We start from the raw sequence: 23994 nt of genomic DNA, 5'->3' as shown, positions 1-23994 counted from the left end.
GAGGGAGGCCCCGGTTGTCGGCGACACGGCTGCTCGTGCTCGGGGTGGTGCGGATGTACGGCCGCGCGCACGGCTACCAGGTGCGCCGCGAGCTGCTGACCTGGTCGGCGGACAAGTGGGCGAACGTCCAGCCCGGGTCGATCTACCACGCGCTGAAGAAGATGACCGCCGAAGACCTGCTGGAGCAGGTCGACGTCGAGCCCGGCGAAGGCGGCCCGGACCGGGTGGCCTACCGGCTGACCGGCGAGGGCGAGCAGGAGTACCAGGTCCTGCTTTCGAAGGCGCTGTCCGACCCCCAGCTCAACCACCCCGACCTGTCGGCCGCGATCTCGCTGATGACCACGCTCCCCCGGGCCCGCGTGATCAACCTGCTCCGGCACCGGCTGGTGCACCTGGAGGCCGAGCAGCAGCAGGCGGAGCTGATGCTCGAAGAGCTCAAGGTGAACATGGGGCTGGGCACGCCGGAACACGTCGGCGAGCTGTACCGGCTGTGGGGCGGGATCACCGACGCGAGCCACGCCTGGCTGGAACGCCTGATCGCCCGGCTCGAGGCCGGGGACTACGTGATGGCGGGCGAGTCCGGGACCGCCTTCGGCGAGCCGCCGGCTCGGTGAGCAAGCTCGACCAGCGCACCTCGATCGGGCTCAGTGCGCGCCGGGGTCCGGTGTCCGGCCGGGTCAGGCGGTGCTGTCGCGGAGGGCGACCCACGCTTCCTGGGCGAGGTCGTCCGCCACGTCCGGGGAGCCCGCCATGCCGCGCACGTAGCGCCACAGCGGGTCGTGCCGGCGCTGCCCCAGCTGATGGAACGCCGCCCGCTCCCGAGCTGGCAGCGCACCACCAGCAGCCCGTCGCCCCGTTCGCCGCCCACCGCGTCCCCCTGCCTCACGTCATGCGCGTCACCCGGAAAGCCGGCGTTCCGGGCGGAAAAGTTCGCGAGGGCCAGTAATCAAGTTTGACTAGCGCATCCTGCTCGGGCACAGTGTGCGCCTCAGCTAGTCAAGCTTGACTACCTTCCGAGAGGGGATCTCATGATCACGGCACGCGGTCTCGAGCGGCGGTTCCGCCGCAAGGGCCGCTCCGGTGGCGAAGTACACGCGGTGAAGGGCGTCGACCTCGACGTCGAAGCGGGCGAGCTGGTCGGCTTCCTCGGGCCCAACGGCGCCGGGAAGACGACCACGCTGCGCATGCTGACCACGCTGCTTGAGCCGACCGCGGGCACCGCGACCGTCGGCGGCCGCGACCTGCTGGCCGACCCGCTGGGGGTGCGGGAGCGCATCGGCTACGTCGCCCAGGGCGGCGGCACCGCGCCCGAAAGCAAGGTCGCCGACGAACTGGAGCTGCAGGGCCGGCTCTACCGGATGAGCAAGGCCGACGCGATCGCGCGCGGCGCGGAACTCGCCGAACAGCTCGACCTGACCGGGCTGGACCAGCGGCTGACCAAGACGCTGTCGGGCGGGCAGCGGCGGCGGCTCGACATCGCGCTCGGGCTGATCCACGCGCCCGGCCTGGTGTTCCTCGACGAGCCGTCGACCGGCCTCGACCCGCAGAGCCGCGCCAACCTGTGGGAGCACATCCGCCGGCTGCGCGCCGAGCAGGGCGTCACGGTCTTCCTCACCACCCACTACCTGGACGAGGCCGACGCGCTGTCGGACCGGCTGATCGTCATCGACGACGGCCGGATCGTCGCCGAGGGCACGCCGGACGCGCTGAAGGCGCGGGTCAACGGCGACCGCGTCGAGGTGGGGGTCGCCCCGGAGCAGGGCACGGACGCCGCCGAAATCGCCGGGCGGCTGACGGGCGCCCAGGAGCTGTCCGTCGAAGGCGGGGAGGTCCGGTTCCGGGTACCGCGCGGCGACGTCGCGCTACCGGAGCTGCTGCGGGCGCTGGACGCGAAGAACATCCCGATGCTGTCGGTCCAGGTGCACCGGCCCACGCTCGACGACGTTTTCCTGACCCTCACCGGGCGTTCCCTGCGGGAAGCGGAGGAGGCCGGCCGTGCTGCGTGACACCTGGCTGATCTTCCGCCGCGAGATGACCGCGGCGCTGCGCAACCCGACCTGGGTGCTGATCGGGATCATGCAGCCGCTGCTGTACCTGTTCCTGTTCGGCCCGCTGATGGTCCGGGCCGTGCAGGCCCAGGGCCTGTCCGAAGTGGACGGCTGGATGCTGCTCACCCCGGCGCTGATCGCCCAGCTGGCGCTGTTCGGCAGCTCGTTCGTCGGCTTCGGGCTGCTGGCGGAGTACCGCTCCGGCGTCGTCGAGCGGTTCCGGGTGACGCCGGTCAGCCGGGTGGCGCTGCTGCTGGGCAAGGTGCTGGCCAGCGCGTTGCAGGCGGTGGTCCAGGCCCTGCTGATCATCGCGCTGGCCTACCTGGCCTTCGACCTGGACGCACCGGTCGGCGGCGTCCTGCTGAGCCTGGTCATCGTGTTCCTGCTGGCGGTGTCGCTGGCGTCGTGTTCGTACGCGCTGGCGTTGACGCTGAAGAGCGAGGAGACGTTCCCGGCCCTGCTCAACGCGGTGCTCATCCCGCTGCTGCTGCTCTCGGGGATCCTGCTGCCGATCACGTCCGGGGCCGCCCCGGCGTGGCTGTACCGGATCTCCCAGATCAACCCGTTCCGGCACGTCGTCGACGTCGAGCGGAACACCTTCCGCGGCGACTTCACCATGGACGCCCTGTTCACGGGCAGTGTCGTGGTGCTGGTGATGGCCGTGGTGTCCGTGTGGTGGGGAACACGGACGTTCCAGCGCGAAAACGCCTGATCAACCAGTGTGTTGTCACTGCGGGTCCGTCTCCGGCGACGTATGGTGTGCTCTCCACCGACGCGCCGGGGGCGGACCGTGACAGAGCCGGAGAGTGAACTCGGCATCTCGCTGTCGCACCGCGAGCGCGTGGCGGACTGGCAGGCCGTGCGCGCCGCGCAGGCCCGGTTCGTGTCGGTGACGATCAGCGAGAACGTCAACTGGAGCAACTCCGCGGCCGAGCGCAACCTGGCCGGCGCGCAGGAGGCCGGGCTGCACGCCGGCGGCCGGCACTACGCGCGGCCCGGCGCGGTGCACGACCAGGCGGACTTCTTCGTGCGGACGGCCAGCCGGCTCGGCGCGTTCGCCCCCGGGTCGCTCGCGCCGGCGCTCGAGGTGGCGGCGCCGAGCGTCGACGACCGGTTCGTCAAGGCGTGGATCAAGCACGTCCGGCACGCGGCGCGCATCGAGCGGGTGCTGGTCTACGCCGACCACGACTGCTGGGCGCACCGGCTGCACCCGGACCGCTGGGCCGACAGCGAGGTCGTGCTGTGGCTGATCCGGCACAACGGCATCCCCGGCCGGCCGGGCTGGTTCCACTCCCGGCTCGGCGTGCACCAGCACGCGTACACCCCGGACGTCCCCGGCATCGCCGGGCCGGTGGAGCAGAACGCCGTCGTGTACCCGTTCACATTGGGAGACCTGCTGCTCTGACGTGTGGTGGTATGTCGCCATGCGCGTGACGAGCAGGCCACTCCGGACGGACGTGACGCCGTCGCACGCCTTCTCGGTACTCGCCCACCACGCCGGGTCACGCGGCCTCCCGCCGCCCGCCATGCTGTCCGGTGACTGGTTTTCCGCGCGGGCGGTGATCGCGCCATCCCTTGCCGTGGCCCCGTCCGCGCTGCCTTCCTTCCCGCCGGCGGCCGACGCCGCACCCGAGGTGATCGGCGGCGGCTGGTTCGGCTACCTGGCGTACGACTCGGCGGACCCGTCGGGCCGCACCGGCGCACTGCCCGCGTCGGCGTGGGGCTGGGCGGACCACGTGTTGCGCTGGTCCGCCTCGGGCACCTGCTACCTGGAATCCCTGGACGGTGGCGGCCCTTCGGTGTCCAGAATGGAATCCCTGCTGGCCGCCGACGTTCCGGCCGGTTCGTGGTCGGCGGGGCCGTTGCGGCGACCGCTGCCGTCGGAGCACCGGGACGCCGTGAAGGCGTGCGTGCACGCGATCGAGGCCGGGGAGCTGTTCCAGGCCAACATCTGCTCGCGATTCACGGGTTCGTTCTCCGGCTCCCCGGCCGCGCTGTTTTCGGCCGGGGTTTCGTCGTTGTCGCCGCGCCGGGCGGCTTTCCTGTCCGGCGCGTGGGGTTCGGTGGTGTCGTTTTCGCCGGAACTGTTCCTGGCGCGACACGGGCGCGCGGTGCGGTCGACGCCGATCAAGGGGACCCTGCCGCGGCGCGGGCCGTCGGACGACGGGAACGCCGTGCGGCTGCGTCAGTCCGCGAAGGACGTGGCGGAGAACGTGATGATCACCGACCTGGTGCGCAACGACCTCGGCCGGGTCTGCGAGGTGGGTTCGGTGACGGTGCCGTCCCTGCTGCGGGTGCGCCCGGCGCCGGGGGTGTGGCACCTGGACTCGACGGTGACCGGCGTGCTGCGCCCGTCCGTTTCGGACGCATCCCTGCTGGCGGCGACGTTCCCGCCGGGCTCGGTGACGGGCGCGCCGAAGATCCGGGCCCTGGACCTGATCGCCGCACTGGAACCCCGCGGCCGCGGGGTCTACACGGGCGCGATCGGGTTGGTCTCGCCGCTGGCGGGCCTGGAGCTGAACGTCGCGATCCGCACGTTCGAGATCACCGGCGGCACGATCGCCCTGGGCGTCGGCGGCGGCATCACGGCGGATTCGGACCCGGAGGCGGAGTGGCAGGAGTGCCTCCACAAGGCGGCACCCCTGGAACACCTCCTGGCGAACCCGCTACTTCCCGGGGTCGAGCAGTAGCTTGCCGGCCGTCTTGCGGGAGCGCAGGGCCTCGTGCGCGCCCCGGGCGTCCGACAGGGCGTACTCGCCGCCGGCGATCGCCTTCAGCTTGCCGTTCTGCACCAGGTCGAACAGCTCGGTGAGCGCGGTCCCGAAGACGTTGCCCGGCAGGCGGAACACGTGCGGCAGCCACATCCCGCTGATCGTCGTGCTGTGGCCGAGGATGTTGCGCAGCTCCACCGGCTTCGGGCTTTCGCGGCCCGCCATGCCGTAGAACGCCAGGCGGCCGAACGGGGCGAGGGCGGCGATGCTCTGGTCGGTCGTCGTGCCGCCGACCATGTCGAGGACGACGTCGACGCGGCGGCCTTCGTTCGCCTCGATCAGCGCGGCCGTCATGTCTTCGGAGCGCGAGTCGATCGCGACGTCCGCGCCGAGTTCGAGGGCGAGGGCGCGCTTGTCTTCGCTGCTCGCGGTGGCGATGACGCGGCCGGCGCCCCACGCCTTGGCCAGCTGCACGGCGACGGTCCCGACCCCGCCGGCGGCCGCGTGCACGACGACCGACTCGCCCGCGGCCAGGTGCGCGTTGCGCCGGAGCAGCACCCAGGCGGTGGTGCCCTGGACCAGCATGGACAGCGCGGTCAGGTCGTCGATGCCGTCGGGCAGCGGGAAGGTCGTGGCCGCCGGGGCGACGGCCTTCTCGGCGTACCCGCCGCCGCCGTTGAGCAGGGCGACGACACGCTTGCCGTCCTGGGTGCCCACGACTTCGCCACCGGGGACGAGCGGCAGCTGCGACGGCGCGAGGTAGCTGTTCTCGGCCTGGTGGGTGTCGGCGTAGTTGACGCCGATGCGGTCGACGTCGATGAGGACCTCGCCGGGCCCGGCCACCGGGTCGGGCAGCTCGACGGGGGTGAGCACCTCGGGTCCGCCGAACTCGGTCACCTGCACTGCGCGCATGTCGCGTTCCCTCTCCGTCAACAGCCCAGTGGTTGTGAGACATTCTGGCATATGTCTCAGGAGTTCGAGGTGGCCCGTGAGTGGTTCCTGTCCGGCCGCCGGCTGGACATGGGCGAGCTGGCCCAGCGGCTGTCGATCAGCCGGGCGACGCTGCACCGCCGCATCGGCAGCCGCGACCGCCTGCTGGGCGAGATCCTGTGGTCGCTGTCCGCGGCCTCGATCGCCCGGCTCTGGCCGGCGTGCGTCGGCCGCGGCGCGGCGGGGGTGGCGGACTTCGTGAGCGGGTACGTCCGCCTGGCGAACGACTCACCGCCGTTCCGCGACTTCCTCCGCCGTGAGCCGGAACGCGCGTTGCGGCTGCTGACGACGAAGGCGAGCGTGTGCCAGCAGCGGACGACGGAGAAGCTGGTGACGCTGCTGGAAGGCGAGGTCGAGGCCGGGCGGCTGGTCCCGCCCCTGCCGGTGCCGGACCTGGCCTACCTGCTGGTGCGGATCGGCGAGTCGTTCGTGTACACGGACGTGATCACCGGAGACGCCCCGGACGCGGCGAAGGCGCACGCCGCGGTCACGGCGCTGCTCACTTGACCCGCGCCGCCAGCACGGCGTCGTAAAGCTCCTTCTTGGACACCCCGGCCGCCTCGGCGACCTCCGCCGCCGCCGACTTCAGCCGCTCCCCCGACGCGACCCGCGCCGCGACCTCGTCCACCAGGTCCGCCACCGAAACCGCCCGCGGCGCCGCCCCCGCCAGCACCACCGTGATCTCGCCGCGGACGCCTTCCGCGGCCCACGCGGCCAGCTCCGCGAGAGGACCCCGCTTCACCTCTTCGTACGTCTTCGTCAGCTCCCGGCACACCGCGGCCTGCCGCGACCCACCCAGCACCGACACCGCGTCCGCCAGGAGGGACCCCAGCCGGTGCGGAGATTCGAAGAACACCGCCGTCCGCGGCTCGTCGCGCAACGCCGTCAGCCACCTGGTCCGCTCGCCCGGCTTGCGGGGCGCGAACCCCTCGAAGCAGAACCGGTCACACGGCAGCCCGGACAGCGCGAGCGCCGTCGTCACCGCCGACGGGCCCGGAAGGCACGTCACCGGCAGCGACTCGGCAACGCACGCCGCCACCAGGCGGAAGCCCGGGTCGGACACGCTCGGCATGCCCGCGTCCGTCACCAGGACCACCGACTCGCCCGCGTGCAACGCCTCCAGCAGCTTCGGCAGGCGCGCCGACTCGACGTCCTCGTAGAAGCTCACCACCCGGCCGCGCGGGGTCACCTCCAGCGCCGACGCCAGGGAGCGCAGCCGCCGGGTGTCCTCGGCCGCGATGACGTCCGCCTCGGCCAGAGCCGTGGCCAGGCGCGGGGAAGCGTCGCGGACGTCGCCGAGCGGGGTGGCGGCGAGGATCAGGCGGCCCGAAGTCACCCCGTCAGCCTAGGCTGATCAGCGGATCCGGACGACGTACGCCCCGCCTCGCCCGTAGGATCGCCCCGTGACCGCCGTGCTGACCCGTCCCGACGACGAAAGCGTCCGGCCGGACCCGGTCGAGGCGCTCCGGCCGCCCACCGACCGCGAACTGACCCTGCTCGGCCGAGGTATGCCGGCGGACCGGCTGCGCGGCTGGGTCGTCACCCTGGTGCTGACCGTGCTCGGCGGCATCGTCCGGCTGCAGAACCTCGGCGTGCCGACCGACAAGGGCAGCCCGGTCTTCGACGAGAAGCACTACGTGCCGCAGGCCTGGCAGGTGCTGCGCAACGGCGGCTACGAGGACAACTACGGCTACGAGCTGGTCGTCCACCCGCCGCTGGCGAAGCAGCTGATCGCGATCGGCGAATGGCTGTTCGGCTACAACGGCTGGGGCTGGCGGATCATGCCCGCGCTGGCCGGCACGCTGATGGTGCTGCTGGTCGTCCGGATCGCCCGCCGGCTCACCCGCTCGACGCTGCTCGGCGCCATCGCCGGCGTCCTGGTGATCAGCGACGGCGTGCTGCACCTGCAGTCGCGGATGGGCATGCTCGACATCTTCATCGCGCTGTTCGTCCTGGCCGCGTTCGCCTGCCTGCTCGCCGACCGCGACCAGGTGCGCGAGCGGCTCGCGACGGCGGTCCGCGAAGGCTGGGTCAACGAGTCCGTCTGGGGCCCCAAGCTCGGCTTCCGCTGGTGGCGGTTCGCGACCGGGCTGATGATCGGGCTCACCTTCGGCGTCAAGTGGTCGGCGCTGTACTACATCGTCGCGTTCGGGCTGCTCTGCGTCGGGTTCGACGTCGCGGCGCGGCGCGCGGCCGGCGTCGAACGGCCGTGGCTGGGCACGATCCGCCGGGACGTGCTGCCCGCGCTGTGGGCGATCCTGCTCATCCCGTTCCTGATGTACTTCGCCGCGTACTGGGCCTGGTTCGCCAGCGAAACCGCCACCGACCGGCACTACACCGAGATCAAGGACATCGCGCCGGGCTTCTGGTCGTGGATGCCGCCGGCGTTGCGCTCGCTCGGCGACTACACCGCGAACGTCCTGCACTTCCACGAAACCCTGGTCACGCCCAAGGACAACCCGCACCCGTGGGAGTCGAAGCCGTGGACGTGGCCGATGGGCCTGCGCCCGATGCTTTACAGCTACAACGGCGAAGTCACCGGCTGCGGCGAGGCCCGCTGCATCAGCGCGACGATGCTGATCGGCACGCCGGCGATGTGGTGGCTGGCCATCCCGATGCTCGGCTGGGCGGCGTGGCGCTCGATCTTCCGCGCGGACTGGCGCTACGCGGCCGTGCTGGTCGGCTACCTCGGCGGATACGTCTTCTGGTTCACCAACATCGACCGCCAGATGTACTTCTTCTACGCGACCCCGCTGGCCGCGTTCCTGGTGCTCGGGCTGACGCTGTGCCTGGGCCAGATCCTCGGCGGCGCCCGGCGCGGGTTCGAACGACGCGGCACCGGTCTGCTCGTCGTGTCGCTGTACGTCGGGCTGGTGGTGGCGAACTTCGCCTGGCTGTGGCCGATCCTGAACGGCATCGCGATCACCAGCGGCCAGTGGGAGGCCGAGCGCTGGCTGCCGTCCTGGCGCTAGTCAGCCCGCGAAGTACGCCCCCGGCGTGACACCGACGGCCCGCCGGAACGCGGCCACGAACGCGCTCGCCGAGCTGTACCCGACGCGGTAGGCCACCGTCTCCAGCGGCGTGGCCTCGGCCAGCAGCGGCAGCGCGGCACGCAGCCGCGCCTGGGTGCGCCAGGTCCCGAACGGCATCCGGCACTCGCGGACGAAGATCCGCGCCAGCGTCCGTTCCGCGGCGCCGACGGCCCGTCCGAACTCGGCGAGGGTCCGCGGGTCCGCCGGGTTCGCGAGCACGGCCGTGGCCACGTCGAGCGCGCGCGGGTCCGACGGCGACGGCACCACGATCGGCACCACGTCCAGCGGTTCGAGCAGGTCGAAGGCCACCGCCTCGGCCCGCAGCCGCGCCGGCGGCGAGACGCCCTCGGCGGTCAGGTACTCCAGCAGCTCGCGCAGCAGCGGCCGGACGACGACCATCCGCGGCTGCGGCCACGACACCGGGGACTGCGCCGGATCGGCGTAGATGCCGCGCAGCTGCGCCCGCCCGAGCGCGCCGGTGCGGTGCCGGACGCCGGCCGGCATCCAGAGCGCACGCGTCGGCGGCAGCACCCAGCCCGCGTCGCCGGCCTTGACCGCGACGACCCCGCGGGCCGACCAGACCAGCTGATGGGCGGGGTGCTCGTGCCACGGGAACCAGGTGCCGGCGGGCACGTCGAACGCGCCGAGCAGCATGGCCCCGAGTTGACTGTTTCGCGACATCGGTTGGCAGCATATCGGCTACCGGTCACCGCGCCGGCTCCCTACCGTCGGAGCCATGCCGATGAACCTCATCCACCGCAGGATCTGCAGCTCCGCGAAGTGGGCGCACCGGATCGAAGAACGGCTGACCCCCTGGCTGGCCCGGTTCGGGCTGGGTGACGACGTCCTCGAGATCGGCCCCGGCTTCGGCGCCACCACGAAGGTGCTGCTGGACGTCGTGCCGAAGCTGACGGTCCTGGAGATCGACCCCGCGTCGACCGAGCTGCTGCGGGCGAAGTTCGGCAACCGCGCCGAGGTCGTCGAGGGCAGCGGCGCGGAGATGCCGTTCGAGGACGGCCGCTTTTCCGCCGTCACCTGCTTCACGATGCTGCACCACGTACCGACGGCACGGCTGCAGGACGCGATCTTCGCGGAGGCCGCCCGCGTCCTGCGCCCGGGCGGAACATACTGCGGCTTCGACGCCCAGCTCAACTTCCGCTTCCGCCTCAAGCACATCGGCGACACGATGAACGTCCTCGACGCGGTCACCCTCCCGGCACGGCTGGAGAAGGCGGGCTTCGAGCAGGTCGAGGTCGACGTCCGGCCGAAGGAGCTGGTGGCCTTCTCGGCGGTCAAGCCCCCGCGATCGTGAGTGAACGAGGGTCAGCGCCGGGGCAGCTGGCTGCCCGGCTGGCGGGGCACCACCCGGGTCACCGGGCCGTCCGCGGACTTGCCTGCCCGTGACAGCCAGCCCTCGACCTCGCGGCGCACCGCGTTCAGCGTCGGGCGGCGGCGTGGCTCGGGGTCCAGGGACGCCGCCAGCAGCCGCGCGTGGGCGCTGCGCTGGGGCAGCCGCGACACCGGCTCCGCCCGAGCCGCGGCCATCAACGCCGCCATCGGCGTCTCGCGCGTTCCTCGCGGCGGCTGGCCGGACAGCGCGTAGCTGATCGTCGCCGCCAGCTGCCATGCGTCGGACGCCGGGGACGCCGTTGCGCCCATTGCCTGCTCCGGGGCGACGAAGTCGGGCGTGCCGATCATCATCCCGGTGGCCGTCATCTTCGAATCGCCCTGGCTGCGGGCGATGCCGAAGTCGATCAGGTGGGCCAGGCCGCTCGGGTCGAGGACGATGTTCGACGGCTTGATGTCGCGGTGCAGGACGCCCTTCTCGTGCGCCGCGGCGAGCGCGCCCGCCATCGTCGCCCACAGGCGGCCCGCGGCGACGTCGTCCAGCGGGCCCTGCCCGTCGACCAGCTCGGCCAGCGGCCGGCCCTCGAGGTACTCCATCACCAGCGCGAGGCCGTCCGGCTCCTCGGCCAGGTCGTACACCTTGACGCAGTTCGGGTGGCTGACCACGGCCAGCGCGCGGGCCTCGCGCTGCATGCGCTCGGCGGTGTCGCGGTCCGGGGCGTGCGCGATCTTCAGCGCGACCGTGCGGTTCAGCTGGGTGTCGACGGCCTGCCAGACCGTGCCGAACCCACCCGCGCCGAGCTGCTTGACGCGCCGGTAACGGCTGCCGCCGGCGTTGCGGGAGCCGGGCGGCGGCGGAATCGGGCCCGGTGCCGCGGCGAGCGCACCGAGCGGCGGCGACGGCGGCTCGGGTGCCGAGGCCAGCGCCGTCTTCGGGTACGGCTTGTTGATCGGCGGCGGCGGAGGCGGCGGGGTCGGCCGCGGCTGGACCTGCGACGGCGGCGGCGGCCGGTGCGGCTCGGGTTCGCGGCGCGGCGGCGCGTCCGGCCGGTTGATCACCGACCACGGCGGCGGGCCGATCATCGCGACCGGGATCAGGCCCAGCACGCTGAACGGCAGGAACCCGAGCCAGAAGTGCAGCGCGGTGTTCGCCTCCATGCCGACGCTGAACACGATCATCGCCGCGAACGGGACCCAGAAGAACCGCGACGGCCACTTCGGGCCGCGGCGGAAGGCCGTGCGGCCCTGCAGCATGACGAACAGCAGCGAGCCGGCCGGCAGGACGACGAAGGCCAGCAGGTAGACGAAGAACGGCATGTCCTTGCCGCTCTGCGACACCAGCACGTCGTAGACGGTCTGGCCGCCGCCCAGGTACTCCTTCTGGGTGGTGACCCAGCAGGACCCGCTGGCCAGCGTCGACGCGGCGGCGCGCGGCAGGCCCGACTTCTCGCCGGCCCACTCCGCGCGGAAGACGCCCGACACGCCGATGGACAGCAGCCACGGCATGACCAGCGTGGTGAACAGGCCGATGGCGCCGAACACCGACAAGGTCGTGGCGTCGTAGCGGTTGCCGGTGCCCTTCCGGATGATCGACACCGCCAGCGCGCCGATCGGCGGGAGCAGCGCGACGAGCGCGCCGGCCGCACTCGTGGCCCAGACCCAGTCGCCGGGGCAGAAACCCGGGCCGAACAAGGAATGGGCTAGCGAGAGCAACGCGCTCGCGAGTCCGTTCACCGCCGGGCTCCCCTCACTGTCCGTGTTCACTTCGCACCGTCACGCGGTGAATTCCCGCGGTCCAGCTTAGGACGCTCCCGGGCTGCGTGAGGTTGCCGGGTCTTTCCCGCCCGGGGAATCCGGCGCGCCCGCCGCTCCCGCGCCATGATGGGCAGCGGCAGAAGGTCCGACGCGAAGGAGCGGGAATGGGCGCGTACTCCGAAGCCTACCGGCGCAGCCTGGCCGAGCCGGACGCGTTCTGGCTGGCCGCGGCCGAGTCGATCAGCTGGACGAAGGCGCCGGAACGGGCGCTGGACGACACGAACCCGCCCTTCTTCCGGTGGTTCCCGGACGCCGAACTGAACACCTCGTACAACGCGCTGGACCGGCACGTCGAGGCCGGGCGCGGGGGCCAGGCCGCACTGATCTGGGACTCTCCCGTGACCGGACGGCAACGCACCTACACCTACGAAGAGCTGCGGGACACGGTCGCGCGGTTCGCCGGTGCGCTCAGCTCCCTCGGCGTCACGAAGGGTGACCGGGTGATCGTCTACCTGCCGATGGTGCCGGAGGCCGCGATCGCCATGCTGGCCTGCGCGCGGATCGGCGCGGTGCACTCGGTGGTCTTCGGCGGGTTCGCGCCGAAGGAGCTGGCCGCCCGGATCGAGGACGCGAAGCCGAAGGTGATCCTGGCGGCGTCCTGCGGCATCGAGCCGACCCGGGTGGTCGAGTACCAGCCGATCATCCGGGCCGCGCTGGGGATGACCGAGCACCAGCCGGACCACGTCGTCGTGCTGCAGCGCGAGCAGGCGCCGGCCGAGCTGACCGGCCGCGAGCGCGACTGGCGCGAGCTGGCGGTGAACGCCGATCCGGCCGGCCCGGTGCCGGTCGCGGCCACCGATCCGCTGTACATCCTCTACACGTCCGGGACCACCGGGAAGCCGAAGGGCGTCGTGCGTGACACCGGCGGCCACGCCGTCGCCCTCGCCTACTCGATGGCCGCGGTCTACGACGTCCACGCCGGCGACGTCTGGTGGACGGCGTCCGACGTCGGCTGGGTCGTCGGGCACTCCTACATCGTGTACGCGCCGCTGCTCGTCGGCGCCACGACGGTGATGTACGAGGGCAAGCCGGTCGGCACGCCCGACGCGGGTGCGTTCTGGCGGGTCATCGCCGAGCACGGCGTCCGGGCGCTGTTCACCGCGCCGACCGCGCTGCGGGCCGTGAAGAAGGTCGACCCGGACGCCCGCGAACTCCGGAAGTACGACCTGAAGCAGTTCCGGACGCTGTTCATGGCGGGCGAGCGGCTCGACCCGGAGACCTACCACTGGGCGCACGAGAAGCTCGGCGTCCCGGTGGTCGACCACTGGTGGCAGACCGAGACCGGCTGGCCGATCGCGGCGAACCCGCGCGGCTTGGAGCCGATGGACGTCAAGGCCGGGTCCGCGACCAAGCCGGTCCCGGGCTGGGACGTCCGCGTCCTCGGCCAGGCGGGCGACGAGCTGCCGGCCGGGCGCGAGGGCGCCATCACGGTGAAGCTGCCGCTGCCGCCGGGATCGCTGCCGACGCTCTGGGGTGCCGACGAGCGGTACCGCGAGGCGTACCTCTCGCGCTACGACGGCTTCTACCTGACCGGCGACTCCGGGTACTTCGACGAGGACGGCTACCTGTTCGTCATGGGCCGCACCGACGACGTCATCAACGTCGCCGGGCACCGGCTGTCCACCGGGTCGATGGAGGCGGTGCTGGCCTCGCACCCGGCGGTCGCCGAGTGCGCCGTGATCGGCGTGGCCGACCAGCTCAAGGGCCAGCTGCCGCGCGGGTTCGTCGTCCTGAAGGCGGGTGCGGACGTCCCGCCGGAGCAGCTGCGCGAGGAGCTCGTCGCGCTGGTCCGCCGGGACATCGGCCCGGTCGCCGCGTTCCGCGATGTGTCCATTGTGGACGCACTGCCGAAGACGCGGTCGGGCAAGATCCTCCGCAAGACGATGCGCGCGATCGCCGACGGCCGCGACGAGGCCGTGCCCTCGACGATCGAGGACCCGGGCGTGCTGGACGCGATCCGGCAGGCCCTTCGTTAAGGACTGTTCCAAATGCCCCGGCTGGTCTGTACCTTTGGAGGGAATTCCCGACCGGAGGTGCCTCGATGCGCTTGTCCAGAGCCGTCCTGACCACGGCTGTCGTGAGTCTCGCGGCGGTCGCCGTCCCCGCCTCGGCGGTGGCCGCGCCGGCCGCCCCCGAACGCAGCGTGACCGACGTCGTTCCGGTGCCCGTCTCGGCGAAAGCCGATCCGCGCGGCGGCTTCCGGCTGTCCCCGGCGACCGTGATCACCGCCGACCGCGGCGCCGGCCAGGTCGCGGACTACCTGCGCGGCCTGCTCCGCCCGGCCACCGGCTACCCGCTGCCGGTGCTGCCGCACGCGGTGGGCCTGCCCGCGATCGCCCTGCAGCTGAGGCACGACTCGCGGATCGGCACCGAGGGTTACCGGCTGACGGTCGCGCGCGACGGCGTCACCCTGAAGGCCAACACCGCCGACGGGCTCTTCGAAGGCGTGCAGTCGCTGCGGCAGCTGCTGCCGTCGGCGATCGAGGCCAAGCGGGTGCAGCACCGGACGTGGACCGTCGCCGGCGGCACGATCCTCGACTACCCGCGCTTCGGCGAGCGCGGCGCGATGCTCGACGTCGCCCGGCACTTCTTCAAGCCCGACCAGGTCAAGCTGTACATCGACCAGATCGCCCAGTACAAGGTCAACACGCTGCACCTGCACCTGGCCGACGACCAGGGCTGGCGGATCGAGATCAAGAGCTGGCCGAAGCTGGCGACGGTCGGCGGCAAGACCGCGGTCGACGGCGACCCGGGCGGCTATTACACGCAGGCGCAGTACCAGGACATCGTCGCGTACGCGGCTTCGCGGCACATCACGGTGATCCCGGAGATCGACATGCCGGGCCACACGAACGCGGCCCAGTCGACGTACGCGGAGCTGAACTGCGACGGCAAGGCCGTTCCGGTGCGCACGGACACCGAGGTCGGCTACAGCTCGCTGTGCATCTCCTCGCCGATCACCTACCGGTTCGTCGAGGACGTCGTGCGCGAACTGGCGGCCGTCACCCCCGGCCCGTACCTGCACATCGGCGGCGACGAGGCCCACTCGACACCGCCCGCGGACTACGTCGCCTTCGAGCGGAAGGTCCAGCCGATCGTGGCCAAGTACGGCAAGAAGGTCACCGGCTGGCACGAGATCGCGAAGTCGGAACCGCCGGTGTCGGCGGTCCCGCAGTACTGGGACTTCGGCGGCGACAACCCGAGCGTCGCGGCCGCCGCGGCGCGCGGCAGCAAGATCCTGATGTCGCCGGCGAACTACGCGTACCTGGACATGAAGTACGACGAGTCGACCCCCCTCGGCCAGGACTGGGCCGCGCTGGTCGAGGTCCGTGACGGCTACGGCTGGGATCCCGCGTCGCTGGTGAACGGCGTCGGCGAGAGCCAGGTCGCGGGCGTCGAAGCCCCGCTGTGGACGGAGACGATCCGCACCAGCAACGACATCGAGTACATGGCCTTCCCGCGGCTGCCGGGCATCGCGGAGATCGGCTGGTCCCCCCGGAGCACCCACGACTGGGACGCCTACCGCGCGCGGCTGGCGAAGCAGGCGCCGCGCTGGGTGCTGCAGGGAATCGACTTCTACCGCTCCCCGCAGGTCGACTGGAAGTGACGTCAGCCGGCCAGGCGGGCCCGCATCGCCCGCCTGGCCAGCGCGTACGCCCGGGTGCCGCCGTTCAGCACCGCATCGGCGTTGGCCGCGCGGCCCAGCGCGTGCAGCTCGAACGCCAGCACTTCGGGGTCCGCGTCGAGCTGCCCCAACGCCACCGCTTCGCCGCACGTCTCCCGGATGACCGACGCGAACGAACCGCTCGCGGAAGCCACGGCGTCGTGCACCCGGCCCGGGCGCGCGTCGAATTCGGCGCCGACGTTGAAGAAGAAGCACCCGCCCGGGAACACCCGGTTTTCCGAGTACTCCAGCCAGTTCTCGCAGATCGCGCGCAGCCGCGGCAACCCCGGCGGAACCGCCGAAGCAGGCGTCACGACGTGCGCCTCGAAGATGCCGAAGGCCGCCTGGATCGTCGCCAGCTGCAGCTCCTCCTTGGAGCCGAACAACGCGAACACGCCGCTCTTGCTCAGCTCCAGCTCGCCGGCCAGGCGGCCGAGGGACAGCCCGTCCAGGCCGTCGACCGACGCGACGTCCGCCGCCCGGCGCAGGACCAGGCGGCGGGTCGCGTCGCCACGGGCGAGGCGGCCGTCAACCGGCACGGCGCGCCCGCCAGCGGTCCACAGTGGACTTGACGCCGGCGCTCCAGGACACCGAGAGCGCCGGGGTCGCCAGGACGCGGTCGGCGAAGTCCAGCGCCGCTTCGACCTTCTCCTCCGGCAGCTGCCCGTAGTTGGCGAAGGAGATCACGTACACCTCGGCGATCGTCGGCCCGTCCGCGCGCTCCACCAGCTCGATCGCGCCCGACGTCGGGACCGTGCCCGGCCGCAGCACGCGCAGGTACCAGCCGCTGCGGCCGGAGTCGATCATCAGCGGCGTGACGTCCTTGCGGCCGGTCTTCATGGCCAGCTTGTAGCACGGCGACCGCGGCTGCGAGACCTGCACGAGCGCGTCGCCCCAGGCCCAGACGTCCCCGATCCGGACGTCGTCCTCGGTGACCCCGCTCAGCGAGACGTTCTCGCCGAAGTCGGCCACCGACGCGTCGAAGCCGTCCTCGCGCCAGGCGGCGTAGTGCTCGGCCGGGTAGACGTAGACCGCCTTGTCGACCCCGCCGTGCACGGTCAGGTCGGCCTGCCGGTCACCGTCGAGGTTCAGCTCGGTCAGCTTCAGCTCGGGCGCGCCGACCCGCGCCTTGGTGATCGCGCTGAGCACCGGCTGGTCCCGCCGGTGACCCAGGACGCTCGGTTCCCCCACATAGACGCTGTCGACGTTCATGCCCCGAAGATAGCACGACCGTTCGTATTGTTTTCCGCCTTCTACCCTGACCGGCATGGATCTGCTCGGCAAGGCCCGCGCCCACGTCGACTCCGGCGCCCTGTTCACCGAACTGGCCCGCCTGGTCGCCCACCCCACGGTCAGCGACGCCCCCGAAGGCCGCGCGGTCATCCAGGCGTACCTCGACGAGGTGCTCACCCCGGCCCTGACCGGCCTGGGCTGCGCGGTCACGCAGCACGCCAACCCCGACCCCGCCGGCGGCCCGTTCCTCGTCGGCGTCCGCACCGAAGGACCGGACCTGCCGACGCTGCTCTGCTACGGCCACGCCGACGTCGTCGGGGAAGCCGGCCCGTGGAGCGACGGCCGCAGCCCGTGGACGCTGACCGCGGACGGCGACCGCTGGTACGGCCGCGGCACCGCCGACAACAAGGGCCAGCACCTGATCAACCTCACCGCGCTGCGGCTGGTCCTGGCCGAACGCGGCGAACTGGGCTTCAACCTGAAGTTCCTCTTCGAGACCGGCGAAGAGATCGGCTCCCCGGGTCTCACGGAGTTCGCGGCGCAGGAGAAGGACCTGCTGCGCGCCGACGTCCTGATCGCCTCCGACGGCCCGCGCCTCGACGCGGCGACGCCGACGCTGTTCCTCGGCGCCCGCGGTGGGATCCGGCTCGACCTCGACGTCGACCTGCGGGCGGGCGGCTACCACTCCGGCAACTGGGGCGGCATCCTGCGCAACCCGGCGACGACGCTCGCCGCGGCCATCGCGAGCCTGGTCGACGGCCACGGCCGCATCCAGGTGCCGGAACTGCTGCCACCCGGCCTGCCGGAATCCGTGCGGGCCGCCCTCGACGGCGTCGCCGTCGGGACCTCCCCCGGCGATCCGGTCCTCGACGAGACGTGGGGCGATCAACGGCTCACGCCCGCCGAGCGGCTGTACGGCTGGAACACCCTGGAGGTGCTCGCGCTCGGCGCGGGTGACCCCGGCCGCCCGGTCAACGCGATCCCCGGCCGGGCGCGAGCGGTCCTGCAGCTGCGGTACGTCGCCGGCACCGACGTCGGGGGCGTCGCGCCCGCCATCCGGAAGCACCTGGCCGCACGGGGTTTCCCGATGGTCGGCGTCACCGCGGAGGCGAGCTTCCTGGCCAGCCGCACCCCGGTCGGCGACCCGTGGGTCAGCTGGGCTCGCGAGACGCTGGACGGCGTCGCCGGAAAGCCCGTCGCGGTGCTGCCGAACTTCGGCGGCGGCCTGCCCAACCACGTCTTCACCGACGTCCTCGGGCTGGCGACGCTGTGGCTGCCGCACTCCTACCCGGGGTGCCGGCAGCACGCGCCGGACGAGCACCTGCTCGCCCCGGTCGCCCGGGAGGGGCTGGTGCTCGCCACGGCGTTGTTCGACGCCTTCGGTTCGGCGCCGCGTCCTCAGAAGAACCCGAGCGCCTGGTCGGAGTAGGAGACGAGCAGGTTCTTCGTCTGCTGGTAGTGGTCCAGCATCATCTTGTGGTTCTCGCGGCCGATGCCGGACGCCTTGTAGCCGCCGAAGGCCGCGTGCGCCGGGTAGGCGTGGTAGTTGTTCACCCAGACGCGGCCCGCCTGGATGTCGCGCCCGGCGCGGTAGGCGACGTTGCCGTCCCGCGACCAGACCCCGGCGCCGAGGCCGTACAGCGTGTCGTTGGCGATCTTGAGCGCGTCGGCGTAATCGTCGAACTTCGCCACTGACACGACCGGGCCGAAGATCTCCTCCTGGAAGATCCGCATCTTGTTGTCGCCGGCGAACACCGTCGGCTCGACGTAGTAACCGCCGGACAGCTCGCCGCCGAGGTCGCTGCGGGCACCGCCGGTGAGGATCTCGGCGCCCTCCTGCTTGCCGATGTCGATGTAGGACAGGATCTTCTCGAGCTGGTCGCCGGACGCCTGCGCGCCGATCATGGTCTCGGTGTCGAGCGGGTGGCCCTGCTTGATCCGGCGGACGCGCTCGACGCCGTCGCCGAGGAACCTGTCGTGGATGCCGGACTGGATCAGCGCCCGCGAGGGGCAGGTGCAGACCTCGCCCTGGTTCAGCGCGAAGAGGGCGAAGCCTTCCTGTGCCTTGTCGTAGAAGGCGTCGTTCTGCACGGCGACGTCGTCGAAGAAGATGTTCGGGCTCTTGCCGCCGAGCTCGACGGTCACCGGGATGATGTTTTCGCTGGCGTACTGGAGGATCAGCCGCCCGGTGGTGGTTTCGCCGGTGAACGCGATCTTGCGGACGCGGCTGCTCGAGGCCAGCGGCTTGCCGGCCTCGACGCCGAAGCCGTTGACGATGTTGACCACGCCGGGCGGCAGCAGGTCGCCGATGATCGACATCAGCACGTGGATCGACGCCGGGGTCTGCTCGGCCGGCTTGAGCACGACGGCGTTGCCCGCGGCCAGTGCCGGGGCGAGCTTCCAGACGGCCATCAGGATCGGGAAGTTCCACGGGATGATCTGGCCGACCACGCCGAGCGGCTCGTGGAAGTGGTAGGCGACGGTGTGCTCGTCGATCTGCGAGATGCCGCCCTCCTGCGCGCGCAGGGCGCCGGCGAAGTAGCGGAAGTGGTCGATGGCCAGCGGGATGTCGGCGGCGAGGGTCTCGCGGACCGGCTTGCCGTTCTCCCAGGACTCGGCGACCGCGATCGCCTCGAGGTTGCGTTCCATCCGGTCGGCGATCTTCAGCAGGGTGTTCGCGCGTTCCCCGGCCGAGGTCCGGCCCCAGGCCGGCGCGGCGCCGTGGGCCGCGTCGAGGGCCTTCTCGACGTCGTCGGCGGTGCCGCGGGCGATCTCGCAGAACGCTTTTCCGGTGACGGGCGTCGGGTTTTCGAAGTACTGGCCGCTCGCGGGCGGGACGTATTCGCCGCCGATGTAGTGGTCGTAGCGCGATGCGAAGCTGACGACGCTGCCTTCGGTGTTCGGTGCGGCGTACTGGACCATCGTTCCCTGCCTCGTTGCTCGGAGTGACGGAGTGCCGCGAAGGTAGGTCCGGCAACGTTGCACGCGCGTTGCACCGCGGTGAGCACGCTCTCTACGCTGGTGAACGTGGCAGAGGCGCCCGAACCGGAGCTGCTGCGCGACGCCGAGTCGTACGCGCGGCTGCTGGAACACGTCCGCGAGGCGGTGCTGGCCGGGGTGCCGGGCCCGCGTTCGCCACGCTCCGTGGTTTCCGCGTCCTGGGGCCGCTCGCTGGCCGCGCACGTCGACCCGGACGACGGCGAAGCGCCGTTCGTCCACGACACCGACGTGCTGGCCGCGCTGCGCGAGGCCCACCCGCTGGCGCCGGTGCTGCCGGTGCTGCGCCAGATGCTGGTGAGCATCGCCGACGACGCCGAGCACCTGGTCCGCCGCTACCACACGTGGACGTGCGCGGCGGCGCCGGTCCGCGACCCCGAGACCGGCGCGCTGCTGGGCTCGATCGACGTCAGCGGGCCGCTGCGCACGGTCCACCCGGCGATGATTTCCCTGGTCACGGCCACGGCGCAGCTCGCGGAGGGGCAGCTGCGCGCCCAGCTGGCAGTCCGCGACGAGCGGCTGCGGCGGGTCAACATGCCGCACCTGGAGGCCCTGCGCGGCCGGCCGGGCGCGCTGCTGTCGGCGGCCGGGCGGGTGCTCGCGGCCCAGGCGTGCACCCTGCCGTCCACAGTGGACGTCCGGCGCGGCGGCGGGACGATCGCCCTGCCCGACGGCCGGCTCGCCACGGCCGAGCCGCTGACCGAGGGTTACCTGCTGCGGTTGCCGCCGGCCACCGGGGCGCACCGGGCCCGGCTGCACCTGGAGTACCTGGCCGACGGCGCCCATTCGACCACTGTGGACGGTCGCGAGGTCCCGTTGACGTTGCGCCACGCGGAGATCCTGACGCTGCTGGCCCTGCACCCCAAGGGCCTCTCGGCGGAACGGCTGGCCCTGCAGCTCTACGGCGAGACAGGCAACCCGGTGACGGTCCGCGCGGAGATCCACCGACTGCGGTCGCAACTGGGCGCGTCGGTGGTGCAGACCCGCCCGTACCGCCTGGCCGCCGACGTCGACGCCGACTTCCTCGTGGCCCGCACGGCGTTGCGGTCCGGTGCCGCGGCCGACGTCCTGCGCGTCTTCCGCGGGCCCCTGCTGCCGGAGTCCGAAGCGCCGGCGATCCGCGAGGAGCGGGAGACGCTGACGGCGCAGGTCCGCCAGGTGGCGCTGAACAGCGGCGACCCGGCCGTGCTGTGGTCGTTCTGGGAAACGGCCTGCGGCGTCGACGACTTCGCGGTGCTCGACGCGCTGCTGCGGACGCTCCCGCCGGCCGACCCGCGGCGGGCCGCCGTGACGGCCCACCGCGCCCGGCTCGCCTGAGCCTCAGGGCTCCAGCTCGGTCATCCCCCGGCCGGTCGCCATGTCGAACGGCACGGACGCCTGGTCGTGGACGATCACCCAGCCGTCGCCGGTGTGCCGGAAGACGAAGGTGGCCCGGACCCACATGCCGTCCGCCACGACGCCGTTCTTCAGGGTGCCGCTGACCCGCCCGAAGCCGTGCCCGACGGCGAGGTCCCCGCTGACCGCGATGACCAGGTCGCGCAGCTCGTAGTCCACCTTCTCGAAGAAGGTGAACACCTTCGCCCAGTTCGCCAGCTTCGCGTCGACGCCCACGTGCTGCAGCGGCGGTTCGACGTCGAAGGACACGACGTCCGGGGCGTAGAGGCGCCGCAGCGCCTCGAGGTCCTTGCTGCGGAGGCCGCCGACGATCGCGTCGAGCCGCTGCCGGATCGCGGCCTCGGCGTCCCCGCGCCGCAGCGTCGCCAGCGCGGTGCTCCAGGCGACGACGTGGTCGAGCAGCAGGTCCAGCGCGGGCAGCTGGTGCTCGCCCGGCTCGAACACGGCGCGGTCCGCGAATTCGGTCGCCAGCGGCAGCGTCACCTGCGGGGCGACGTCGGCCAGCTGCAGGGCCCCGCAGACCAGCCGCAGCTGCTCGACCGAGCGGGCCCCGCCGACGCCGCCGTAGGAGACGAACCCGGCCGCCTTGGTGTTCCACTCGACGTGCACGTGGTCCAGTGCGTTCTTGAGCACCCCGGGCACGGAGTGGTTGTACTCGGGCGTGACGAAGACGAACCCGTCGCAGGCGGCGACGGTCGCCGCCCAGGCGCGGGTGCGCTCGTCCCGGTACTGCCCGGAGAAACCGGGCGGCGCCTCGAGGTGCGGCAGCGGGTGGTCGCGCAGGTCGATGAGCGCGAACTCGGCGTCACCCCGCCGAGCGGCCCGGTCGTGGACCCAGCGGGCCACCTGGTCACCCAGCCGGCCGGGCCGGGTGCTGCCGAGCACGATGCCGATCTTCATCTTCGTTCTCCCCTGTTCCGTCGGTTCCGCGAGTACGACGAAGCAGGCCGCGGAAATGTCAGGTGGCCGAAGTAGACAGCGTCTACACAACTTTGATAGACAGTGTCCACAAGGTGAACCAGGGGTTACGGAGACCGGATGAGCTACCACCGTTTCGTCGTCCTCGGCGACAGCTGCGCCGAGGGCCTCGACGACCCGTACCCCGGGAGCCACAGCTACCGCGGGTGGGCCGACTTCGTCGCCGCCCGCCTGGCGGAGGACGAACCCGGCTTCCGCTACGCCAACCTCGCCGTCCGCGGACGGCGGCTCGACCAGATCGTGCCCGAGCAGGTGCCCGCCGCCGCCCGCCTCGAGCCCGACCTCGTCGCCCTCTTCGGCGGCGGCAACGACGTCATGAGCCGGGGCTGGGACGCCCGGACCGTCGCCCGCCGGGTCGACGCCGCCATCCGTGCCTGCACCGAGATCGCGCCGGTCGTCGTCACCTTCACGCTCAGCGACGTCTCCCGCCGGATGCCGCTGGGCAGCCGGATGCGGCCGCGGATCGTCGCGCTCAACGAAGCCATCCGCGAGGCCGCCGTCAGCTACGGCGCCCAGCTCATCGACCTGTGGCCGGACCCGGCCGTCACCGATTCGCGGTACTTCGGCGCCGACCGGCTCCACCTGTCCGGGCACGGCCACCGCCGGCTCGCCGCGTACGTCCTCGCCCGGCTCGGCCTCGCCCACGACCCCGCCTGGCTCGCCCCGCTGCCCGGCGCCGAAGCCCCCGGCAGCCGGCGCGCCGATTTGCAGTGGCTGCTCCGGGAGGTCCTCCCGGTCGCCGTGACGCGCACGCGCAACCGGCTGGCCGGCCGCCAGCCCGGCGACGGCTTCCTGCCGAAGCGCCCGGACCTGCTCCCGATGACCCTGGACGAGGCGTGGGCACCCGGCAACGTCTGATCGACACCGCGTCCGAGCTGCTGGCCGAGGAGGGCGTCGGCGCGGTGACGCTGCGCGGGATCGCGAAGGCCGCCGGGGTTTCGCACGGTGCGCCGCTGCGGCACTTCTCCGGCCGCGCCGAACTGCTGTCCGCCGTCGCGACCCGCGGGTACGCCGACCTGCTCGCCCGCCGGGAAACGCTGCCGGACACCTCATCGCGGGAGCGGCTCACCGCGGCCTGCCACAGCTACCTCGACTTCGCGCTGACCCACCCGGCGATGTTCGAGCTGATGTTCCGCCGCGACCTGGTCGACGCGGACGACCCGGCGCTCTCGGCGGCGGCGAGCGCGGTGTTCGACACCTTCGCCGTGCTGGTGGCGGCGGTGCCGACCCCGCTCGCGCGGTCCGGCTCCGACCTGCGGCTGGTCGCCGCGTCCCTGTGGGCGGCGCTGCACGGCCTCGCCCAGCTGTGGCTGTGGGGCGGCCTCGCGGGCGCGAGCTTCGCGCCGTCCCCCGAAGCGGCGCTGGCCGTCACGCTCGACGCGTACCTGGGCTGAGGAGCGCGTCGAGGTCCTGCCGGACGGCGATCATGGCCGGCAGCGAGCGGAGGCCGAGCTCGCGGTTGACCCGGATCATGTGCGTGTTCTCCGCCCCGGTCGTGGTGCTGATCCGCCGGAGCCCGGGCCGCTCGGCGACCAGCCAGCGGATCATGTGCGCCTTGACGCAGCGCCCCAGACCGTGCCCGCGGTGCCCGGTGAGCACCGCGGTGTCCCGCGGGTAGCCCCAGCCCGGCCGGCGCGGGTGCACGCACACCTCGGTGAACCCGGCGACCTCCCCGGTCGCCTGGTGAACCGCGGCGACGATCCGCTGTTCGAGGCCCTGCGACCGAGCTTCGGCTTCGGCCGCGCGCACCCGCGCGGGCGTCCACTCCGGCCACCGACCAACGC

Annotated in this window: 23 protein-coding genes; 14 read left to right on the top strand and 9 right to left on the bottom strand. The window is 72.4% G+C overall.

The features are described from left to right. The first annotated feature begins 14 nt into the window (after nucleotides 1–14). The 5 genes from C2L59_RS44090 to C2L59_RS44070 all read left to right on the top strand — a co-directional run bounded on the left by C2L59_RS44090 (nucleotide 15) and on the right by C2L59_RS44070 (nucleotide 4738). A complete protein-coding gene (locus C2L59_RS44090; RefSeq protein WP_103355539.1) occupies nucleotides 15–614 on the top strand; it encodes a PadR family transcriptional regulator in 600 nt (199 codons plus the stop codon). Between the two features lie 414 nt (nucleotides 615–1028). Then, nucleotides 1029–2006, top strand: coding sequence for an ATP-binding cassette domain-containing protein (locus tag C2L59_RS44085; protein ID WP_103355538.1), 978 nt, complete (start codon nucleotides 1029–1031; stop codon nucleotides 2004–2006). Next, nucleotides 1996–2760, top strand: a complete 765-nt coding sequence (locus C2L59_RS44080) for an ABC transporter permease (protein ID WP_103355537.1) — start codon at nucleotides 1996–1998, stop codon at nucleotides 2758–2760. Before C2L59_RS44085 ends, C2L59_RS44080 begins: the two co-directional genes overlap by 11 nt. A 78-nt stretch (nucleotides 2761–2838) precedes the next feature. Next, the gene (locus C2L59_RS44075; protein ID WP_103355536.1) at nucleotides 2839–3453 is read left to right on the top strand and encodes a glycoside hydrolase family 25 protein; all 615 of its coding nucleotides are present in this window, start codon (nucleotides 2839–2841) and stop codon (nucleotides 3451–3453) included. Between the two features lie 19 nt (nucleotides 3454–3472). After that, nucleotides 3473–4738, top strand: coding sequence for an aminodeoxychorismate synthase component I (locus C2L59_RS44070; RefSeq protein WP_103355535.1), 1266 nt, complete (start codon nucleotides 3473–3475; stop codon nucleotides 4736–4738). Here C2L59_RS44070 and C2L59_RS44065 read toward each other — a convergent pair. Next, a complete protein-coding gene (locus tag C2L59_RS44065; RefSeq protein ID WP_103355534.1) occupies nucleotides 4715–5671 on the bottom strand; it encodes a zinc-binding dehydrogenase in 957 nt (318 codons plus the stop codon). The two genes, C2L59_RS44070 and C2L59_RS44065, sit on opposite strands and share 24 nt — an antisense overlap. 51 nt (nucleotides 5672–5722) lie before the next feature. Here C2L59_RS44065 and C2L59_RS44060 point away from each other — a divergent pair, with 51 nt between their 5' ends. Next, on the top strand, nucleotides 5723–6256 hold the full coding sequence (locus tag C2L59_RS44060) for a QsdR family transcriptional regulator (protein WP_103355533.1): 534 nt from the start codon (nucleotides 5723–5725) through the stop codon (nucleotides 6254–6256). Here C2L59_RS44060 and rsmI read toward each other — a convergent pair. Beyond that, nucleotides 6249–7085 carry a 16S rRNA (cytidine(1402)-2'-O)-methyltransferase gene (gene rsmI, locus C2L59_RS44055; RefSeq protein WP_103355532.1) on the bottom strand — a complete coding sequence of 279 codons (837 nt, stop codon included), beginning with the start codon at nucleotides 7083–7085 and terminating at the stop codon, nucleotides 6249–6251. The two genes, C2L59_RS44060 and rsmI, sit on opposite strands and share 8 nt — an antisense overlap. Nucleotides 7086–7152: 67 nt before the next feature. Between rsmI and C2L59_RS44050 the strand changes: the two genes are divergently transcribed. Then, entirely contained in the window at nucleotides 7153–8721 is a 1569-nt protein-coding gene (locus C2L59_RS44050) for a dolichyl-phosphate-mannose--protein mannosyltransferase (protein WP_103355531.1), read from the top strand. Here C2L59_RS44050 and C2L59_RS44045 read toward each other — a convergent pair whose 3' ends face one another. Continuing rightward, entirely contained in the window at nucleotides 8722–9435 is a 714-nt protein-coding gene (locus C2L59_RS44045; RefSeq protein WP_103355530.1) for a helix-turn-helix domain-containing protein, read from the bottom strand. 82 nt (nucleotides 9436–9517) lie between these two features. On the opposite strand from C2L59_RS44045, the gene C2L59_RS44040 reads away from it, so the two are divergent. Continuing rightward, nucleotides 9518–10093: a class I SAM-dependent methyltransferase gene (locus C2L59_RS44040; protein WP_103355529.1), complete on the top strand. Its 576-nt coding sequence runs from the start codon at nucleotides 9518–9520 to the stop codon at nucleotides 10091–10093. 11 nt (nucleotides 10094–10104) lie between these two features. Here C2L59_RS44040 and C2L59_RS44035 read toward each other — a convergent pair whose 3' ends face one another. After that, a complete protein-coding gene (locus C2L59_RS44035; RefSeq protein ID WP_103355721.1) occupies nucleotides 10105–11862 on the bottom strand; it encodes a serine/threonine-protein kinase in 1758 nt (585 codons plus the stop codon). A gap of 185 nt (nucleotides 11863–12047) precedes the next feature. Here C2L59_RS44035 and C2L59_RS44030 point away from each other — a divergent pair, with 185 nt between their 5' ends. Together C2L59_RS44030 and C2L59_RS44025 are read left to right on the top strand one after the other, a co-directional pair. Next, entirely contained in the window at nucleotides 12048–13919 is a 1872-nt protein-coding gene (locus tag C2L59_RS44030; protein WP_103355528.1) for a propionyl-CoA synthetase, read from the top strand. A 65-nt stretch (nucleotides 13920–13984) separates the two neighbouring features. Then, the gene (locus tag C2L59_RS44025; RefSeq protein ID WP_103355527.1) at nucleotides 13985–15550 is read left to right on the top strand and encodes a beta-N-acetylhexosaminidase; all 1566 of its coding nucleotides are present in this window, start codon (nucleotides 13985–13987) and stop codon (nucleotides 15548–15550) included. A gap of 2 nt (nucleotides 15551–15552) precedes the next feature. Here the strand turns inward: C2L59_RS44025 and C2L59_RS44020 are convergent, their stop codons facing one another. Beyond that, on the bottom strand, nucleotides 15553–16146 hold the full coding sequence (locus tag C2L59_RS44020; RefSeq protein WP_103355526.1) for a TetR/AcrR family transcriptional regulator: 594 nt from the start codon (nucleotides 16144–16146) through the stop codon (nucleotides 15553–15555). Beyond that, nucleotides 16136–16819, bottom strand: a complete 684-nt coding sequence (locus tag C2L59_RS44015) for an MOSC domain-containing protein (protein WP_103355525.1) — start codon at nucleotides 16817–16819, stop codon at nucleotides 16136–16138. The genes C2L59_RS44020 and C2L59_RS44015 overlap by 11 nt, the downstream gene beginning before the upstream one ends. A gap of 55 nt (nucleotides 16820–16874) precedes the next feature. Here C2L59_RS44015 and C2L59_RS44010 point away from each other — a divergent pair, with 55 nt between their 5' ends. Beyond that, on the top strand, nucleotides 16875–18269 hold the full coding sequence (locus C2L59_RS44010; RefSeq protein WP_103355524.1) for a M20 family metallopeptidase: 1395 nt from the start codon (nucleotides 16875–16877) through the stop codon (nucleotides 18267–18269). On the opposite strand, the gene adh is transcribed toward C2L59_RS44010, so the two are convergent. Beyond that, on the bottom strand, nucleotides 18239–19762 hold the full coding sequence (adh, locus tag C2L59_RS44005; RefSeq protein ID WP_103355523.1) for an aldehyde dehydrogenase: 1524 nt from the start codon (nucleotides 19760–19762) through the stop codon (nucleotides 18239–18241). The two genes, C2L59_RS44010 and adh, sit on opposite strands and share 31 nt — an antisense overlap. 105 nt (nucleotides 19763–19867) lie before the next feature. Between adh and C2L59_RS44000 the strand changes: the two genes are divergently transcribed. Beyond that, entirely contained in the window at nucleotides 19868–21154 is a 1287-nt protein-coding gene (locus C2L59_RS44000) for a transcriptional regulator (RefSeq protein WP_370444835.1), read from the top strand. A 3-nt stretch (nucleotides 21155–21157) separates the two neighbouring features. Here C2L59_RS44000 and C2L59_RS43995 read toward each other — a convergent pair whose 3' ends face one another. Then, a complete protein-coding gene (locus C2L59_RS43995; RefSeq protein ID WP_103355522.1) occupies nucleotides 21158–22132 on the bottom strand; it encodes an NAD(P)H-dependent oxidoreductase in 975 nt (324 codons plus the stop codon). A 138-nt stretch (nucleotides 22133–22270) separates the two neighbouring features. Here C2L59_RS43995 and C2L59_RS43990 point away from each other — a divergent pair, with 138 nt between their 5' ends. Both C2L59_RS43990 and C2L59_RS43985 read left to right on the top strand, forming a co-directional pair. After that, nucleotides 22271–23068: an SGNH/GDSL hydrolase family protein gene (locus C2L59_RS43990; protein ID WP_103355521.1), complete on the top strand. Its 798-nt coding sequence runs from the start codon at nucleotides 22271–22273 to the stop codon at nucleotides 23066–23068. Then, nucleotides 23047–23604 (top strand): TetR/AcrR family transcriptional regulator, encoded by a 558-nt coding sequence (locus tag C2L59_RS43985; RefSeq protein WP_103355520.1) that lies wholly within the window; start codon nucleotides 23047–23049, stop codon nucleotides 23602–23604. The genes C2L59_RS43990 and C2L59_RS43985 overlap by 22 nt, the downstream gene beginning before the upstream one ends. On the opposite strand, the gene C2L59_RS49625 is transcribed toward C2L59_RS43985, so the two are convergent. Continuing rightward, a complete protein-coding gene (locus tag C2L59_RS49625; RefSeq protein ID WP_158263151.1) occupies nucleotides 23579–23959 on the bottom strand; it encodes a GNAT family N-acetyltransferase in 381 nt (126 codons plus the stop codon). The genes C2L59_RS43985 and C2L59_RS49625 overlap by 26 nt on opposite strands. Nucleotides 23960–23994: the final 35 nt, after the last annotated feature.

The sequence above is a fragment of the Amycolatopsis sp. CA-128772 genome (assembly GCF_002904295.1).
Taxonomy (GTDB): domain Bacteria; phylum Actinomycetota; class Actinomycetes; order Mycobacteriales; family Pseudonocardiaceae; genus Amycolatopsis.
Note: the sequence above shows the minus strand (reverse complement) of the source record. Positions and strands in the feature narration are given on the sequence as shown.